We start from the raw sequence: 17728 nt of genomic DNA, 5'->3' as shown, positions 1-17728 counted from the left end.
GCGGACGACCGGGGCAGGCAGTGCAGGCTTCAAGGCTTGACGGCCTCCAGCAGGGTGATCGGCAGGGCCTGACGCCAGGTATCGAACTCGCCCAGGGGCTGGGCCTGGGCGATGTGGATGCGGGTCAGCTCGCCGCCGTGGCGGGTGCGCCAATCCATCAGGTGCAGCTCGCTTTGCAGGGTCACGGCATTGGCCACCAGCCGGCCGCCTGGCTTGAGCTGGGCCCAGCAGGTGTCGAGCACGCCGGGGCGGGTAACGCCGCCGCCGATAAAGACCGCATCCGGGCGCTCCAGGCCGTCCAGCGCCTGCGGTGCGCTGCCGCGGATCAATTGCAGGCCCGGCACGCCCAGGGCGTCGCGATTGTGTTCGATCAGTTGCTGGCGGCCCTCATTGGCCTCGATGGCCAGGGCCCGGCAACTGGGGTGGACACGCATCCATTCGATGCCGATGGAGCCGCTGCCGGCGCCGACATCCCAGAGCAGCTCGCCCGGCATGGGGGCGAGGCGCGCCAGGGTAATGGCGCGGACATCGCGTTTGGTCAACTGACCATCATGGGCGAAGGCCGAGTCCGGCAAGCCGCCGATGCGCGACAGGCGCGGGGTATCGCTGGCCGCCAGGCAGTCGATGGCCACCAGATTCAACGCTGCGCCAGGAGGGGTGTTCCAGTCGCTGGCAGCGCCGTCGATACGCCGTTCGGCCGGGCCGCCGAGGTGTTCCAGCACGGTCAGGCGGCTGGGCCCGAAGCCGCGCTCGCGCAGCAAGGTCGCGATGGCGGCGGGGCTGTGCTGATCATTGCTCAGCACCAGCAGGCGCATGCCGCTGGCCAGGTGGGCGGCGATGGCGGCGACCGGGCGGGCCACCACCGACAGCGTCTGCACATCCTGCAGGGCCCAGCCCAGGCGTGCGGCGGCCAGGGAGTAGGAGGACGGCGCAGGAAGAATCAGCATCTGCGCGCTGTCGATCTGGCGGGCCAGGCTGGCGCCGACGCCGAACAGCATCGGGTCGCCGCTGGCCAGCACACAGGCCGGTTCGCCGCGGCGGGCCAGCAGCGGCTCCAGGGAAAAGGGGCTGGGCCAGCGCTGACGCTCGGCACGAATGCAGGCCGGCAGCAGGTCTAGCTGGCGCTGGCCGCCATACACCCGGGCGGCACCGAGCAGGGCGCGACGGGCCTGTTTGCCAAGCCCGGCGAAGCCGTCCTCACCGATTCCCACTACTGTCAGCCAGGGTGCCATCTAGTCTCCTCGAAGCGTTCCGACGGGCAGGCTTTTCATGCCGTCGAACAAAGCAGGCATAATACCGCGCCTTGATCGGCGAAATGCCGCTCAATCGCCAAGATCCCTTGCCCAACTGTCGGCTGCCCACGTGAATTCATCCCTGTTGTCCACTGCTCTTCGCCCCTCGGCCTGCCCGGGGTTACTGCGTATTGTCGCGGCGCGCGATGGCGGCATCTGCCGAATCAAACTGGCAGCAGGGGTGATCAGTGCGGACCAGGCCCGGGCCGTCGCCGAAGCCGCCGAGCGCTACGCCGGTGGGGTGATCGAGGCCACCAACCGGGCCAACCTGCAGATTCGCGGGATCGGCCCCGAGCAGCGCCCGTTGATCGAGCATCTGCTGGCCGCCGGCCTTGGGCCGACCACGGCGGCGGCCGACGATGTGCGCAACCTGATGCTCAGCCCGGCAGCGGGCGTCGATGCCGGCCTGCTGCTGGATACCCGGCCGCTGGCGGCGCAGATTCTTGCCACGCTGCAGAGCCACCGCCGTTTCCATGAGCTGTCGGCCAAGTTCGCTGTACAACTCGATGGCGGTGAACACCTGGCGATGCTGGAGCATCCCCATGATCTGTGGCTGTGCGCGGTGAACGTGGCGGCTGAGCCATGGCTGGCCTTTGGCCTGGCCGGTTGCCCGGGGGATGGCGCGCTGGCCGCCGTACCGCTGGCGGCAGGGCACGCGTTGGTGGTCGCCGTGCTGGAGCTGTTCCTCGACCTGGCGACGCCGGAGCAGACGCGCATGCGCCATCTGCTGGCCGAGGTGCCGGCCAGCGAGTTTCTCCGCCAGCTGCAGGCGCGCCTTGCGGTCCAGTGGCTGGCATTGCCCGATTGGCGTCGTGGCGCTGCTCAGCCCTTGCGTCACCTGGGGACTTACCCACAGGCGCAGGAGGGCCTGGTGCAAGTGGGCGCGGCGGCGCCGCTGGGGCGGCTCGATGCCGGCCAGCTCAAGCGCGCGGCGCAACTGGCTGAGGACTTCGGTGATGGCTCGCTGCGGTTGACGCCCTGGCAAAGCCTGTTGTGGGTCAATGTCCGCGCCGAGGCGGCCGCAACGCTGACGGCCCAACTGCACGCGCTCGGCCTGCTCTGCTGCGCCGACCAGGCGCTGGCCCGGCTGATTGCCTGCACGGGCGCCAGTGGCTGTGCCAAGGCTCAGGCCGAGACCAAGGACGATGCCCGGCAGTTGGCCGAGCGCCTGCAAGGCCAGGGCCGCGTGGCCGACGTTCATCTATCGGGCTGCCCACGTTCCTGCGCGGCGGCGCATGTCGCGCCGGTCACGCTGCTGGCGGTCGCGCCTGGCCATTACGACCTCTTTCTACGCGATGCGACGGTGCCCGGCTTCGGCCGGCTGTACGCGCGCAACCTCACAATTGAAGCGGCGGGCACCCTGCTTGAAGCCCGCCCATGGAGTAGCACCGATGATTGATTACATCCGCGATGGTCAGGAGATCTATCGCAACTCCTTCGCGATCATTCGCGAAGAGGCCCGGCTGGAGCGGATCCCGGCGGATCTGGAAAAGCTCGCGGTACGCGTGATCCACGCCTGCGGCATGGTCGAGGCGATCAATGGCCTGGCGTTTTCCGCCGGTGCCGGCACGGCCGGGCGCGCAGCGCTGGCCGCTGGCGCGCCGATTCTGTGTGATGCGCGGATGGTCAGCGAAGGCATCACCCGCGCGCGCCTGCCTGCCCACAACGAAGTGATCTGCACCCTGCGTGACGAGCGCGTGCCGCCGTTGGCCCGCGAGCTGGGCAACACCCGCTCGGCGGCCGCCTTGGAGCTCTGGCGGCCCCATCTGGAAGGGAGCGTGGTGGTGATCGGCAATGCGCCGACCGCCCTGTTCTACCTGCTGGAAATGCTCGATGCGGGGGCGCCGAAGCCGGCACTGATCCTCGGTTTCCCGGTGGGCTTTGTCGGCGCGGCCGAGTCCAAGGCGATGCTCGCGGCCGATAGCCGTGGCGTGCCCTTCGTGATCATGCGCGGCCGCCTGGGCGGTAGTGCCATGGCCGCTGCTGCGGTCAACGCCCTGGCTACGGAGGTCGAGTAATGCTGCCACGTGGACGTTTACTGGGCCTGGGCGTCGGCCCGGGTGATCCCGAGCTGATTACCGTCAAGGCCCTGCGCCTGTTGCGCGAATCGCCAGTGGTGGCGTACTTCGTTGCCAAGGGCAAGAAGGGCAACGCCTTCGGCATTATCGAGGCCCATCTGCAGGAGGCCCAGCAGCTGTTGCCGCTGGTCTATCCGGTGACCACCGAGGCGCTGCCGGCGCCGCTGTCCTACGAGCAGGTCATCAGCGATTTCTACGACGAGGCCAGCCTGGAAGTGGCCGCGCACCTGGATGCCGGCCGCGATGTGGCGGTGATCTGCGAAGGCGACCCGTTCTTCTACGGCTCCTATATGTACCTGCACGACCGCCTGGCTGAACGCTATGAGGCCGAGGTCATCCCGGGTGTCTGCTCGATGCTCGGCGGCGCTTCGGTACTGGGTGTGCCGCTGGTGTATCGCAATCAAAGCCTGTCGGTGCTTTCCGGGGTCCTGCCGGCCGAAGAGCTCAAGCGCCGCCTGGGTGATGCCGATGCGGCGGTGATCATGAAGTTGGGGCGCAATTTCCCCAAGGTGCGCGACGTGCTGCAGGAGCTGGGGTTGGCCGGGCGGGCGCTGTATGTCGAGCGGGCGACCATGGCCAACCAGAAGATCGTGCCGCTGGACCAGGTTGAGCCGATGTCTTCACCATACTTCTCGTTGATCGTCGTCCCCGGCGAACGGTGGCAGGGATGAGCCGGCCTGCAGCCGCCATTATGATCCTGGGCGCCGGCAGCCTGGCGACGGCGCGCCTCATCCAGGGCTTCTACCCCGATGCGCTGATCCATGGCCTGGCCGAGCGCGTTGAGGGCGCAGACCGCAGCTACGTCGATTTCGGCGCGACGTTGCGCCAGCTTTATCAACAGGGCACACCGATCATTGCCTTGTGCGCGGCCGGTATCGTGATTCGCACCCTGGCGCCGCTGCTGCTGGAGAAGGGCGCCGAGCCGCCGGTGCTGGCCGTGGCCGAGGATGGCAGCGCGGTCGTGCCGTTGCTCGGTGGCCTGGGCGGGGTCAATGTCATGGCCCGGGAAATCGCCGCCGGGCTGGGCGTGGCCGCGGCCATTACCACCAGTGGCGAACTGCGTTTTGGCACCTGTCTGCTCAACCCGCCCAGCGGCTATGCCCTGGCCGACCTGGAGCTGGGCAAGCGGTTTGTCTCGGACCTTCTGGCCGGTGAAAGCGTGCGGATCGAAGGCGCAGCGCCCTGGCTCGCGCAAGCGCGGCTGCCGGAAGATGCCCAGGCGCGCCTGAGCATTCATGTCGGTTGCAGCGAGCGTCCGGCGGCGGCCGATGAATTGCTGATCTACCCTCGCAATGTGCTGGTGGCCTGCCAGCCCCAGCCGGGAGAGGATGCCGAGGCGCTGGTCGCGGCCATTCGTGCGGCGTTGCACGAAGCGCGGATTGCCGTGCAATCGCTGGCCTGCCTGTTGGCGGCGGACAGCGATATGGCCAACCCGACCTTGCGTGACGCCGCCGCGACCCTGGCCGTGCCCCTGCGCTTTGGCGTGCCGGCCAGCAGTGTGGCCGAACTGGCCCAGGCGGCGGTCGGGCAATTGCTGTCGCCGATCAGTGCCGGCGCTGGCCTGGCCATCGCCGTGGCCGACCAGCCGCTGGAGCCGCAACGCATCGGCCGTGCCCGTGGCCGTCTGGCCGTGATCGGCCTCGGCCCGGGTGCTGCCGAACTGATGGTTCCGGCAGTCAAGGCCGAGCTGGCCCGGGCCAACGATGTGCTGGGGTATGAAACCTATGTGCGCATGGCCGGGCCGTTCCGAGCCGACCAGGTGCTGCATTGCACCGATAATCGCGAAGAGATGCAGCGTGCCCGGCACGCCTTCGAACTGGCGGCCCAGGGGCGTTCGGTGGTGGTGGTGTCGTCCGGTGACCCGGGAGTGTTCGCCATGGCCGCGGCGGTGCTGGAAGCCTTGCACGAGTCCGATAATCCGGCGTGGCAGCGCGTCGAGCTGGAGATCCTGCCGGGCGTCTCGGCGTCCCTGGCCACCGCCGCCCAGGCGGGCGCGCCGCTGGGTCACGACTTCTGTGTGCTGTCGTTGTCGGACAACCTCAAGCCCTGGTCGATCATCGAGCAGCGCCTGGAGCTGGCGGCCCAGGCCGACCTGGCACTGGCTTTCTACAACCCGATCTCACGCTCGCGGCCGTGGCAGTTGGGTCAGGCCCTGGCCATTGTGGCCCGGTATCGCACGGCGCAGACGCCGGTGGTGTTGGGGCGGGATATCGGTCGGCCGGGTCAGACCCTGCGGGTCACCTGCTTGGGCGACCTGACGCCGGAGCAGGTGGATATGCGTACCATGGTGCTGATCGGTTCGTCGACGACCTGCGTGTTCCCCCGCGCCGATGGCGGCGAGTGGGTCTACACGCCGCGCTGGTACGGCCAGAAACCGGCCTGAGGCGACGTTCGGCGCTGCCGGGAGGCGGCGCCGGCAGGGCTTACTGCACCAGGTAGCCGCGTACCCCGGTAAAGATGATCTGCGCAGCCAGGGCGCAGACGAACAGGCCCATCAGGCGACTGACGATTTGCAGGCCCTGGTCGCCGAGGATCCGCTCGATCCGGTTGGACAGGTACAGCACCACGCCCACCGTGAGGCTGGCCAGGGCGATGCTGAGAATGGCGGTGAGCTTGTCGTCCCAGTGGGGCTGACTGACGCCCATGACCAGCAGAGCACCGATGGTGCCGGGGCCGACGGTCAGGGGGATGGTCAGCGGCACGATGGTGACGTCCTGCTGCACGTTGTCGCTCTGTACCGCCGATTTGCCCTGGGCCATGCCCAGTGCGGAAATAAACAGCACGCTGCCGGCGCCGATGCGAAACGCATCTACGGTAATCCCGAAGACACTGAAGATCACCCGCCCGAACAGGTACAGCAGCACGCTGGAGACCAGCGTGGCCAGGGCGACTTTCCAGGCCAGACGCCGGCGCTCCTTGAGTGAGTAGCCGCGCGTCAGGCTGATAAAGCACGATAGGACGAAGAACGGGCTATAGAGCACCAGCATCTTCAGGTAAACGCTGAACAGCACGTGGAGCATGGCGTGGGCTCTTGAGGGCAGAGGGCTGGAAGTCTATCAGGCGCCAGGCGGTCTGTCGGCCCGGCACCCGTCTGGCCTAGGGAATGTTGACCGCAGATTGTTGCTGTTCGCGCTGGGCCACCCAGTGCTCGATCAGTTCACGCAATTGCGACAGCTCCACCGGCTTGGCCATATGCCCATCCATGCCGGCCTGGCGCGCCCGCTCCTTGTGCTCGGTGAGGATATGGGCGGTCAGGGCGACCACGGGGGTGCGCATGCGCTGGTTACCGACTTCCCAGGCGCGCAACTGCTGCGTGGCGGAAAAGCCGTCGAGTATCGGCATTTCGCAGTCCATCAGCACCAGGTCATAACGCTGGGCCTTCATGGCGCGCAGGGCTTCCTCGCCGTTGCAGGCGGTGTCCGGTTCGAGGTTGAGCTTGCTGAGCATGCCGCGGATGACCTTGGTCGAAATGCTGTTGTCTTCGGCCACCAGGATGCGGAAATCACTCGGCAGTTCCACCGGTTTGCTGCTCGGTTGCTGGCTCTGGGGGCCGAGCATGCCTTTGCTGCGTTGCGTCAGTTCTTCGGCCAGGGTGGTCTTGAGGGTGTAGCCGGCCACGGGTTTGGCGAGGATGCGCTTGATCCCCGAGTTGCGCGCGATGATCTTGCTGGGGGCATTGCTGATACCGGTCAGCATGATCAGCAGGATGTCGTGGTTCAGGCTCGGGTCTTCCTTGATCTTGGCCGCCAGCTGCATACCGGTCATGCCTGGCATGTTCTGGTCGAGCAGGACCACGTCGAAGTAATCGCGCAGATGGGCCTTGGTCCGCAGCAGGGCCAGGGCTTCCTTGCCCGATGCCACGGCGCTGACGTTCAGGCCCCAGGCGCTGCACTGCTGGACCAGAACCTTGCGGCAGGTGTCATTGTCGTCGACCACCAGGACCCGGGCGTCCTTGAGCGGGCTGTCGAGGTCCGAGGTTGGGTGTTGCAGCTGGGTCGGATCCAAGGGCAGGGTCAGCCACAGGGTGTTGCCCTGGCCATTGGCGCTTTTGATACCGAAGTCGCCGTTCATCAACAGGATCAACTGGCGTGCGATCACCAACCCGAGGTGCCCGCCCAGGCGGGTAGTGTCCAGCAGGTTCTTGCTGTGCAGCTCGGTGTTGAGCAGCGTATCGCGTTCGCGCTCATCCATCGGCACGCCGCTGTCCTGCACCGCGATCCGCAGGCGGGGGCGGCCCTGGCGCTCGTCGAGGGCAACCACCACCAGGACTTCTCCTTCGCTGGTTTTGCGCAGGGCGTTTTCCAGCAGGCTCAGGAGTGCCTGGCGCAGGCGTGTGGGGTCGCCGCTGATAACTCGCGGGACCTGGGGCTGGATAAAGCTGATCAGCTCGACACTCTGTTGTTCGGCCTTGGCGCGGAAGATATTGAGGCAGTCCTCGATCAGTGCGTTGAGGTCGAACTGCACGTCGTCCAGCTCGATCTGCCCGGACTCCAGCTTGGAAATGTCGAGAATCTCGTTGATCAGGGTCAGCAGCTCGTTGCCAGCGCTGTGGATGGTTTGCACATAGTCACGCTGCTTGACCGACAGTGGTGTGCCGAGCAGCAGTTCGGTCATCCCCAGCACGCCGTTCATCGGGGTGCGGATCTCATGGCTGATCTTGGCCAGGAACTCGGCCTTGGCATTGATCTCGGCGGTATTGGCCGCCAGTTCGCGGCTGGCGCTGAAGCGGTCTTCGGTGATGTGGCGCGAGCGCTCGCCCAGGGCCACGCTCATCAAGGCGCCACTGAGGCAGGTAAAGCCGAGCAGGGTCAGGATCATTTCCTGGGGCGCGACCAGGATCAGGCGCAGGAACGCGGGCAGGATCACCAGGATGCCGAGGTTGAAGATCAGCATCGCGACCACGAACAGCCGGGCCGGTTGATAGCCCCGGTGCCAGTGATAGGCGGACACCGCCAGGATGCTCAGGCTGGACAGGGCGACCAGGGCGTAGGTGATGTAGTTCAGCGGCAGCGCCCTGACGAACCACAGCAACACGCTGCACACCAGGACCAGCAAAGCTTCGCCCAGCAGCAACCGGTTCAGCGGATGGGCGCCCAGAGGGGCGAAGAATCGGTAGGTGAACATCAGCCCGCAGGGGGCGGCCAGCAGCAGGGCCAGGTAAGCTCCCGGTGACTGGAAGATTGGCCAGGGGGCTAGCCAGGGGCCCAGCACATTGAGTAACAGCACGGCGGCGATCAGCAGCAGGCCTTCACAGGCGGCCAGCCACAGGCAGCTGTGCGAGCGGCTATAGGCATAACGCGTGAGGTTGTGCACGATCAGCATCGCCAGGCAGCCGAACAGCAGGCCGTAGAGCATGGGCATGCGCTGGTCGGCGGCGGCTTCTACGGCGGGTACCAAGCTGATGCTGGGGCGCAACTGGTAGTCGGAGACCAGGCGCACGTACACGTCCAGAGGGTTGCGGCTCTGGGGCAGGGGGAGCAGGAAGTCGTGACTGGGTAACGGCCGTTCGGTTTGTGGCCGGTCAGTGCCGGTCTGGATTTTTTCGACCAGTTTTTCGCCATCGAGCACAAAGAGGTCGAGGCGGCTCAGGTCGGGAGCGAAGATGCGCAGCACCTGTTCGTGCCGATCGGGGGATAGCTTGAAGCGCAGCCAGAGCGCACCGCCGGAGCTGGCGGAGGTCAGTTGGTCGAGATCGACCGGGCTGAATTGATTGATATAGCGGGGGGAGCGGATATCGCTCAAGCGCAGTTCGGCCTGATCGTCGAGTAAAGCCGCCCAGCCTCCGCTTGGCGCGGCCTGGGCCGGTAGCAAGCAAAGCAGGGTCAGCAGGCTGACGGTGAGGCCTATGGCGATCCTGAGCCAGCGCACGGCGGAGTCCCTTCGTAGGTTGATGCCAGGCTGTAACTATGCGCGGCGTCGTAACCGTCCGGCAAGGGCCTGGGGCCCCGGCCGGAACGGATCAAGCAAGGTTTACTGATCTTCGCCACGCTCGCGGGCGATGGCCCGATAGCCGATGTCCTTGCGATAGAAACAGCCCTGCCAATCAATCTTTGCAGCCAGCTTGTAGGCTTGTTGCTGGGCGGCATCGACGCTTTGGCCCAGGGCCGTAGCGCAGAGTACACGACCGCCGGCGGTCACGACCTGGCCATCCTTGAGGGCGGTGCCCGCATGGAAAACCTTGCCTTCCAGTCCGGCTGCAGCGTCCAGGCCCTTGATCGGCGCGTCTTTAGCGTAGTCGCCCGGATAGCCGCCTGCTGCCAAAACCACACCCACGCTCGGCCGTGGATCCCACTGGGCTTCGACCTTGTCCAGGGCCTGGGCCAGCGCGGCCTCGACCAGCAGGACCAGGCTCGATTGCAGGCGCAGCATGACCGGCTGGGTTTCCGGATCGCCGAAGCGGCAGTTGAACTCGATCACCTTCGGGTTACCGGCCTTGTCGATCATCAGACCGGCGTAGAGGAAGCCAGTGTAGACATTGCCTTCCTCGGCCATGCCGCGCACGGTGGGCCAGATCACCAGGTCCATGACCCGCTGGTGGACCTCGGCGGTGACCACCGGTGCCGGCGAGTAAGCGCCCATGCCGCCGGTGTTCGGACCGGTATCGCCGTCGCCGACGCGTTTGTGGTCCTGGCTGGTGGCCATTGGCAGCACGTTCTTGCCGTCGACCATCACGATAAAGCTGGCTTCTTCGCCGTCGAGGAATTCCTCGATCACGACGCGCGAACCGGCTTCGCCAAAGGCATTGCCGGCGAGCATGTCGCGCACGGCGTCTTCGGCTTCGGCCAGGGTCATGGCGACGATCACGCCTTTGCCGGCGGCCAGGCCGTCGGCCTTGATCACGATCGGGGCGCCTTTTTCACGCAGGTAAGCCAGGGCCGGTTCGATCTCGGTGAAGTTCTGGTAGTCGGCGGTCGGGATCTTGTGGCGTGCCAGGAAATCCTTGGTGAAGGCCTTGGAGCCTTCCAGCTGTGCGGCACCGGCCGTTGGACCAAAGCAGTCCAGGCCGCGGGCGCGAAACAGATCGACCACGCCTGCAACCAGCGGGACTTCCGGGCCGACGATGGTCAGGGAGACATTCTGCTCGGCGAAATCGGCCAGTTGCTCAAGGGCCAGAACATCGATGGCGACGTTCTCGCACTTGGCCTCGATGGCGGTGCCGGCGTTGCCCGGGGCAACGAAGACTTTCTTGACGCGTGGGTCCTGAGCGACTTTCCAGGCCAGAGCGTGTTCACGACCACCGCTGCCAATAATCAGTACATTCATGTCAAAAACCTCGGATGACGCTAATTCTGTTTTGGAACCTGAAGCGCTGTGCGCTCCAGGCGGTTGCAGGGACGTCTGTAGATGCAAGGCGGGGCCCACTTCGGTGAGCGCAATTGCCGCTTGGCAATGAGCTTTATCGAAGTGGCCCCAACGCAGCAGATGCCAGCGTCAGTGCGACCGTTTTCGTTTTAGTGACGGAAGTGGCGCATGCCGGTAAACACCATCGCCATGCCGGCTTCATCGGCGGCGGCGATCACTTCGTTGTCGCGCATCGAACCGCCCGGCTGGATCACCGCGGTGATACCGACCTTGGCCGCATTGTCGATACCGTCGCGGAACGGGAAGAACGCATCGGAAGCCATGACCGAACCCTGTACCTGCAGGCCGGCATGTTCGGCCTTGATCGCGGCGATCCGCGCCGAGTTCACGCGGCTCATCTGGCCAGCACCGACCCCGATGGTCTGGCGGTTCTTGGCGTAGACGATGGCGTTGGACTTGACGTACTTGGCCACTTTCCAGGCGAAGATCAGGTCGTTGATTTCCTGCTCGCTCGGGGCGCGCTGGGTCACGACTTTAAGGTCGGCACTGGTGATCATGCCGATGTCGCGGCTCTGTACCAGCAGGCCGCCATTGACGCGCTTGTAGTCCCAGGCCGGGGCGCGGTTGGCGTCCCATTCGCCGCAGACCAGCAGGCGCACATTGGCCTTGGCGGCGACAATGGCGCGGGCTTCTTCGCTGACCGCCGGAGCGATGATCACTTCGACGAACTGGCGCTCGACAATCGCCTTGGCAGTGGCCGCGTCCAGTTCACGGTTGAAGGCGATGATGCCGCCAAACGCCGATTCGGTATCGGTGGCGTAGGCCAGTTCGTAGGCCTGGCGAATACCGCCCTCGGCGTCCGGGCTGACAGCCACGCCGCACGGGTTGGCGTGCTTGACGATCACGCAGGCCGGCTTGACGAAGCTCTTCACGCATTCCAGCGCGGCGTCGGTGTCGGCCACGTTGTTGAACGACAGTTCCTTGCCTTGCAACTGGGTCGCGGTGGCGATGCCGACTTCGGCCGGCTTGGCTTCCACGTAGAACGCCGCGCTCTGGTGCGGGTTCTCGCCGTAGCGCATTTCCTGGGCCTTGATGAATTGGCTGTTGAAGGTACGCGGGAACTCGCTGCGTCCTTCGGTGCTCAGGGTGTCGGCGGCCTGGTTCACGGTGCCCATATAGTTGGCGATCATGCCGTCGTAGGCGGCGGTGTGCTCGAATGCCTTGAGCATCAGGTCGAAGCGCTGGGCGTAGGTCAGGCCACCGGCCTTGAGGTTTTCCAGCACCTGGGCGTAGTCGCCGGCGTTGACCACGATGGCCACGTCTTTATGGTTCTTGGCCGCCGAGCGGACCATGGTCGGGCCGCCGATGTCGATGTTCTCGATGGCGGTCGGCAGGTCGCAGCCCGGCTTGGAGATGGTGGCTTCGAAGGGGTAGAGGTTGACGGCAACCAGGTCGATCGGCTTGATGCCGTGCTCGTTCATGATGGCGTCGTCGATACCGCGACGGCCGAGGATGCCGCCATGGATTTTCGGGTGCAGGGTCTTGACCCGGCCATCCATCATTTCCGCGAAACCGGTGTAGTCCGCAACTTCCACAGCGGCCACGCCATTGTCACGCAGCAGCTTGAATGTCCCGCCGGTGGAGAGGATCTCGACGCCCAGGGCTTCCAGCTCCCGGGCGAAGTCGAGGATCCCGGTCTTGTCGGAAACGCTGATCAAGGCGCGGCGGATCGGCAGGCGGGTGGTCTGGTCGGTCATCTCAAGTTCCATCACAAAGCAAGGGAGTCAGCAAAAAAGGCGACCAGTTTTGAAGTGGGCGCCTTTCAGGTTGGATTGAATGCTTACAGCAGATCGTATTGTTTGAGCTTTTTGCGCAGGGTTCCACGGTTCAGTCCGAGCAGTTCGGAGGCCTTGGTTTGGTTGCCCTTGACGTAGTTCATGACGCTTTCGAGCAGCGGCGCCTCGACTTCGGAAAGCACCAGGTTGTACACGTCCGTGACGGCCGCGCCCTCAAGATGGGCGAAATAATTGTGCAGCGCCTTCTCGACGCTGCCGCGAAGGGTCTGGCCTTCTTCGCTCGGCGTATTGAGGTGCTGTTTCAAATTGACGTTGTCGCTCACGGGCGTTGTTCCACTCACTAAAGTCTCGGTCATCATCGTCATGCGGCCACCCCCTCTCCGTCCCCTGTCGCCAGGCTCTTGTAACGTTCGGCGAAGAACTCCCGAACGTTGGCGCATTGTGCTTCCGTATCATCCAAACGATTGAAGTGGGCGCGAAACTCCTTGGCGCCCGGCAAGGTTGCGAGATACCAGCCGACATGCTTGCGAGCAATGCGTACGCCCATGACATCCCCATAGAAGGCATGCAGCGCGGCCAGATGCTCTAGCAGAATACGTTCCACTTCCAACAGCTGCGGGGCCGGGAGTATCTGCCCGGTCCGCATGAAATGTTCTATTTCACGGAAAATCCACGGCCGCCCCTGGGCGGCCCGGCCAATCAACAGCCCGTCGGCGCCGGTCGCGTGCAGCACGTGCCGGGCCTTCTCGGGCGAGTCGATATCGCCATTGGCAAAGACCGGCATCGACACCGCCTGCTTGATCGCGGCAATGGTGTCGTACTCGGCTTCACCGGTGTACAGGTCGGCGCGGGTGCGTCCATGGACTGCCAGCGCGCTGATACCGGCCTGCTCGGCGATCTTCGCCACCGTAAGGCCATTTTTGTTGTCCCGGTCCCAGCCGGTGCGGATCTTCAGGGTGACCGGCACATCCACCGCGGCCACCACCGCCTGAAGTATCTCCTCGACCAGCGCTTCGTCCTTGAGTAGCGCTGAGCCTGCTGCCTTGTTGCAGACCTTCTTGGCCGGGCAACCCATGTTGATGTCGATGATCTGTGCACCCAGCTCGACATTGGCCCGGGCTGCCTGCGCCAGCATCTGCGCATCTCCGCCGGCGATCTGTACCGAGCGGGGCTCGGGATCGCCTTCGTGGATCATGCGCAGTCGCGATTTGCGGCTGTTCCAGAGGCTCATGTCGCTGGTCACCATCTCCGACACCACCAGGCCCGCGCCCAGGCGTCGGCAAAGCTGACGAAAGGGCTGGTCGGTGACACCCGCCATTGGGGCGAGGATCAAGCCGTTGTGCACTGTATATGGGCCGATGCGTACCGCCGACATAGGACTTCCCTGTTGTGGGGCCGGATCATGAGAGTTCGAAAAAGGGTTGGCATGATACCCGCTCTCGATGACCGGATAAAGGCTGAATTGGATAAAATCTGAACAGTTGTTGTGGGGCGTACCGGCGGTCGGAGCGGGGATGTGCAGTCAGGAAAATGCCGTCAAAAGGCATGGCATTTGCCAACTGCCTACTCGGGGGAGTGAAAGCTCAGGCTGTAGTTCACGGCTTTCTGGCCTGGGTCGAGGATGTCCAGGGCGATGTGGATCGGGGTTTGTGGCGGCATTTCCGTGTGGCCGGCCATTTCGCCGCCCAGGTATTCGCCGGGCTTGAAGCTGCGGCTGGCGATCAGATGGCCGTTCAGGTCGGCGAAGCGCAGCTCCAGCAACGGGAAGGGCTGGGAGAAGGGCGCGCGGTTGTAGAGGATGGCATCGACCACCAGCGCTCCGCTGAACTCCGGATGGCTGCGCACTACCAGGTTGCTGCTCTTGATGCGGGCGATATCGACCTTGGATGGCACGCTGCAGCCGATCTGTGGGCAGAATTGCTGGAACCAGGGGCGGTACTGGTCCTGCCGCGCCAGTTCGTCGAAGTGGTAGGCGATGTACTGTCCGGCCAGGGCGGCGGCGGCCAGCAGGACCAGCAGCAGCCAGAGCAGGCGCCGGCCCCAGGGCGAGCGGCGTTTCTGCCAGTCGAGGTGGATCGGATCGTCTACCAGGTCGAGCAGCACGTCGTCGTGCAGACCAGGCTCGTTGCGCTCGCGTTTGCCGCGCGGCGGTTCGGGGTCGCTGTCGAGCGATGCGTCGGCCTGGCCCAGCGAAGGTTCGAGGTTTTGCTCGGCGTCCTGGCGCGGGGCGGCGTTGCGTTCTGCCACGGGCGGCTCATCGAGGTCATCCAGTTCGAAGGACAGCGATGGCTCGGTGCGGCCGGTGCGAGCGCTACTGGCGACCGGCTCGTCGCTGGGTTCGGGAGGGGCGTCGTTGAACAGGCTGTCGGGCCATTGCTCTTCGCCCTGGGCGCTGTCGTCGCGACTGGCGCTCAGGGTTTCCTCGCGCGGCGGGCGTTCCTGGCCAAAGGCCTTGGCTGGCTGGATTTCGCGCTGTTCGAGGCGGGCCAGCTCTTCATCGAGGTCGAGATGGTCGAGGTCGAGCTCGGCAGCGCTCCATTGCTTTTGGCTGATGGCGCGCGGCGCAGGAGAGGGGGCAGTTGGTGCACTGGGCGGAGCGGGCACGACGGGTGCTGGCGCGGGGGCTGCGGGTGCAGTCGCGGCCTGCTTGGCCGCGCGCTGTTCAAGCAACTGGCGCGCGGCATTGAAGACCTGCAGGCATGAGCCACAGCGCACCACGCCGCGAGCCACGCTAAGTTGCGCGTGGCTGACGCGAAAGCTGGTCTGGCAATGGGGGCACTGGGTGACAAAACTGTCGGTCATGCTGCAATCCGCTCCGGGCAGGCGCTCATTCTAGCGCCGACGGCCAGTGATGCGCACCCAGCCGTCAAGATTGGCGATCGGGTCCAGGTCGAAGTCGGCAGCATAGGCGGCGGCGACTTCTTCGCCTTGCTCGGCCAGGATGCCCGACAGCGCCAAGCGCCCGCCCGGCTTGACCAGGCTCGACAGTTGCGGGGCCAGGGCCACCAGCGGGCCGGCGAGGATATTGGCCACCAGCACGTCGGCCGGTACGGCCGGCAGGTCTTCGGGCAGGTACAGCGGGAAACGCGCCTCGGCGATCTGGTTGCGCCCGGCGTTGTCGCGGGAGGCTTCCAGCGCCTGCACGTCGATATCGGTACCGACTGCCTGGCGCGCGCCTAGCAGCAGGGCCGCGATAGCCAGGATGCCCGAACCGCAGCCGAAATCGAGGACGTCACAATCCTTGAGGTCCTGGCCGTCGAGCCATTGCAGGCAGAGCGAGGTGGTCGGGTGGGTGCCGGTGCCAAAGGCCAGGCCCGGATCGAGCAGCAGATTGACTGCATCCGGTTCCGGGGCGGCGTGCCAGCTCGGTACGATCCACAGGCGCTGGCCAAAGCGCATGGGCTGGAAGTTATCCATCCAACTGCGTTCCCAGTCCTGGTCCGCGATCACTTCGCTATGGTGTTCCGGCAGTGGTGAGCCAGTCAGCAGTTCGAGGTGGGCCAGGACGCTGGCCGCCTCGGTGCCGTCTTCAAACAGCGCCAGCAGGTGGGTGTGGGACCACAGCGGTGTGGTGTTGAGTTCGGGTTCGAAGATTGGCTGGTCTTCGGCGTCCATGAAGGTGACGGAAACGGCGCCGACTTCAAGAAAGGCGTCTTCGTAGGTTTCGGCTTGTTCCGGGCTGATAGCCAGACGTACTTGCAGCCAAGGCATGGCGGTTACCTGTGAAAAATGGAGTGTGCGGCCGCTGGGCCGTGAGAAGCGCGCCAGTTTACGCGAGCGCATCGATTGCGGGTATGCCCAAACGATAAACACCCGCTTGGGTCCGGCCGCAGAAACGACAAGGCCGCAATTAAGCGGCCTTGTCGGTCTGTAGCGCAGGCTTAAGCCTGGTTGGCCAGCTTGTGTTCCAGGTAGTGAATGTTGACACCCCCTTCGCAGAAGCCTTTGTCGCAGACCAGATCCCGATGCAGAGGGATATTGGTCTTGATGCCGTCGACCACGATTTCGTCCAGGGCATTGCGCATGCGTGCCATGGCTTCGTCGCGGGTTGCGCCCCACGTGATCAGCTTGCCGATCAGCGAGTCATAGTTGGACGGAACCTTGTAGCCGCTGTACAGATGCGAATCGACCCGTACGCCGTTGCCGCCTGGAGCATGGAAATGCTTGACCAGGCCTGGGCTTGGGATAAAGGTCTTCGGGTCTTCGGCGTTGATCCGGCACTCCAGGGAGTGGCCGTGGATCTTCACGTCGTCCTGGGTGAACGACAACGTGTTGCCCGCGGCGATGCTCAGCATCTCCTTGACGATGTCGATCCCGGTGACCATCTCCGATACCGGGTGCTCTACCTGCACGCGAGTGTTCATCTCGATGAAGTAGAAACGGCCGTTTTCGTAGAGGAACTCGAAGGTGCCGGCGCCGCGGTAGTTGATGTCGATGCAGGCCTTGACGCAACGTGCCAGGACTTCCTGACGTGCCGCTTCATCCAGGCCCGGTGCCGGCGCTTCTTCCAGAACCTTCTGGTGACGACGTTGCAGCGAGCAATCGCGGTCGCCCAGGTGGATGGCGTGGCCCTGGCCGTCCGACAGTACCTGCACTTCCACGTGACGTGGGTTGGTCAGGTACTTTTCGAGGTAGACCATCGGGTTGCTGAACCAGGCGCCCGCTTCTTCGCGAGTCTGCTTGGCTGCTTCGATCAGGTCTTCTTCCTTGTGCACCACGCGCATGCCGCGACCACCGCCGCCGCCAGCGGCCTTGATGATCACCGGGTAACCGACTTCGCGACCAATGCGCAAGGCGGTTTCCGGGTCTTCAGGCAGTGGGCCGTCGGAGCCTGGAACCGTCGGTACGCCGGCAGCGATCATGGCGGCCTTGGCCGATACCTTGTCGCCCATCAGGCGAATGGTGTCGGCCTTGGGGCCGATGAAGGCAAAACCGGACTTCTCTACCTGTTCGGCGAAATCGGCGTTTTCCGCGAGGAAACCGTAGCCAGGGTGGATGCCATCAGCGCCGGTCACTTCGGCCGCAGCGATGATATTCGAGACTTTCAGGTACGAGTTGGTAGCCAGTGGCGGGCCGATGCAGATGCTCTCGTCCGCCAGCTTCACGTGCATCAGCTCGGTATCGGCAGTCGAGTACACGGCGACGGTCTTGATGCCCTGTTCCTTGCAGGCACGCAGGATACGCAGGGCGATCTCACCGCGGTTGGCGATCAGGACTTTTTCAAGCTTCGCAGGTTTCAACATCGAAGACTCTCCGCGGT

General features: G+C 65.0%; 14 protein-coding genes. 4 read left to right on the top strand and 10 right to left on the bottom strand.

The window, feature by feature from the left end:
• Window positions 1-29 precede the first annotated feature (29 nt).
• A complete protein-coding gene (gene cbiE / locus NPS46_RS11720) occupies window positions 30-1232 on the bottom strand; it encodes a precorrin-6y C5,15-methyltransferase (decarboxylating) subunit CbiE (protein ID WP_274107270.1) in 1203 nt (400 codons plus the stop codon).
• Between the two features lie 130 nt (window positions 1233-1362).
• Between cbiE and cobG the strand changes: the two genes are divergently transcribed.
• The 4 genes from cobG to cobJ are packed head-to-tail and all read left to right on the top strand — an operon-like array spanning window position 1363 to window position 5753.
• Complete coding sequence (cobG, locus tag NPS46_RS11715) at window positions 1363-2691, top strand: precorrin-3B synthase (RefSeq protein ID WP_425312728.1); 1329 nt, start codon at window positions 1363-1365, stop codon at window positions 2689-2691.
• The gene (locus NPS46_RS11710; protein WP_274107266.1) at window positions 2684-3310 is read left to right on the top strand and encodes a precorrin-8X methylmutase; all 627 of its coding nucleotides are present in this window, start codon (window positions 2684-2686) and stop codon (window positions 3308-3310) included. Before cobG ends, NPS46_RS11710 begins: the two co-directional genes overlap by 8 nt.
• Window positions 3310-4041 (top strand): precorrin-2 C(20)-methyltransferase, encoded by a 732-nt coding sequence (locus NPS46_RS11705; protein WP_274107264.1) that lies wholly within the window; start codon window positions 3310-3312, stop codon window positions 4039-4041. Before NPS46_RS11710 ends, NPS46_RS11705 begins: the two co-directional genes overlap by 1 nt.
• On the top strand, window positions 4038-5753 hold the full coding sequence (gene cobJ, locus NPS46_RS11700) for a precorrin-3B C(17)-methyltransferase (protein WP_274107262.1): 1716 nt from the start codon (window positions 4038-4040) through the stop codon (window positions 5751-5753). Before NPS46_RS11705 ends, cobJ begins: the two co-directional genes overlap by 4 nt.
• Before the next feature lie 40 nt (window positions 5754-5793).
• On the opposite strand, the gene NPS46_RS11695 is transcribed toward cobJ, so the two are convergent.
• From NPS46_RS11695 to accC, 9 genes are all read right to left on the bottom strand, one after another.
• Entirely contained in the window at window positions 5794-6390 is a 597-nt protein-coding gene (locus tag NPS46_RS11695; protein WP_274107258.1) for a MarC family protein, read from the bottom strand.
• A gap of 76 nt (window positions 6391-6466) precedes the next feature.
• Window positions 6467-9238 carry a hybrid sensor histidine kinase/response regulator gene (locus NPS46_RS11690; protein ID WP_274107256.1) on the bottom strand — a complete coding sequence of 924 codons (2772 nt, stop codon included), beginning with the start codon at window positions 9236-9238 and terminating at the stop codon, window positions 6467-6469.
• Window positions 9239-9340: 102 nt separating this feature from the next.
• A complete protein-coding gene (gene purD / locus NPS46_RS11685; RefSeq protein WP_274107254.1) occupies window positions 9341-10633 on the bottom strand; it encodes a phosphoribosylamine--glycine ligase in 1293 nt (430 codons plus the stop codon).
• A 188-nt stretch (window positions 10634-10821) separates the two neighbouring features.
• Window positions 10822-12429 carry a bifunctional phosphoribosylaminoimidazolecarboxamide formyltransferase/IMP cyclohydrolase gene (gene purH / locus NPS46_RS11680; protein WP_274107252.1) on the bottom strand — a complete coding sequence of 536 codons (1608 nt, stop codon included), beginning with the start codon at window positions 12427-12429 and terminating at the stop codon, window positions 10822-10824.
• Between the two features lie 83 nt (window positions 12430-12512).
• Window positions 12513-12833: a DNA-binding transcriptional regulator Fis gene (gene fis / locus NPS46_RS11675; RefSeq protein ID WP_003186237.1), complete on the bottom strand. Its 321-nt coding sequence runs from the start codon at window positions 12831-12833 to the stop codon at window positions 12513-12515.
• The gene (gene dusB / locus NPS46_RS11670) at window positions 12830-13843 is read right to left on the bottom strand and encodes a tRNA dihydrouridine synthase DusB (RefSeq protein WP_274107250.1); all 1014 of its coding nucleotides are present in this window, start codon (window positions 13841-13843) and stop codon (window positions 12830-12832) included. Before dusB ends, fis begins: the two co-directional genes overlap by 4 nt.
• Window positions 13844-14031: 188 nt before the next feature.
• Window positions 14032-15270, bottom strand: coding sequence for a DUF3426 domain-containing protein (locus NPS46_RS11665; protein ID WP_274107248.1), 1239 nt, complete (start codon window positions 15268-15270; stop codon window positions 14032-14034).
• Between the two features lie 30 nt (window positions 15271-15300).
• Window positions 15301-16179, bottom strand: a complete 879-nt coding sequence (gene prmA / locus NPS46_RS11660) for a 50S ribosomal protein L11 methyltransferase (RefSeq protein WP_274107246.1) — start codon at window positions 16177-16179, stop codon at window positions 15301-15303.
• A gap of 170 nt (window positions 16180-16349) precedes the next feature.
• Window positions 16350-17711, bottom strand: coding sequence for an acetyl-CoA carboxylase biotin carboxylase subunit (gene accC, locus NPS46_RS11655; RefSeq protein ID WP_274107244.1), 1362 nt, complete (start codon window positions 17709-17711; stop codon window positions 16350-16352).
• Window positions 17712-17728: the final 17 nt, after the last annotated feature.

The sequence above is a fragment of the Pseudomonas putida genome, from assembly GCF_028682395.1.
In the GTDB taxonomy this organism is placed as follows: domain Bacteria; phylum Pseudomonadota; class Gammaproteobacteria; order Pseudomonadales; family Pseudomonadaceae; genus Aquipseudomonas; species Aquipseudomonas putida_AB.
The sequence above is the reverse complement of the archived record's forward strand: the minus strand, read 5'-3'. Positions and strand labels throughout refer to the sequence as shown.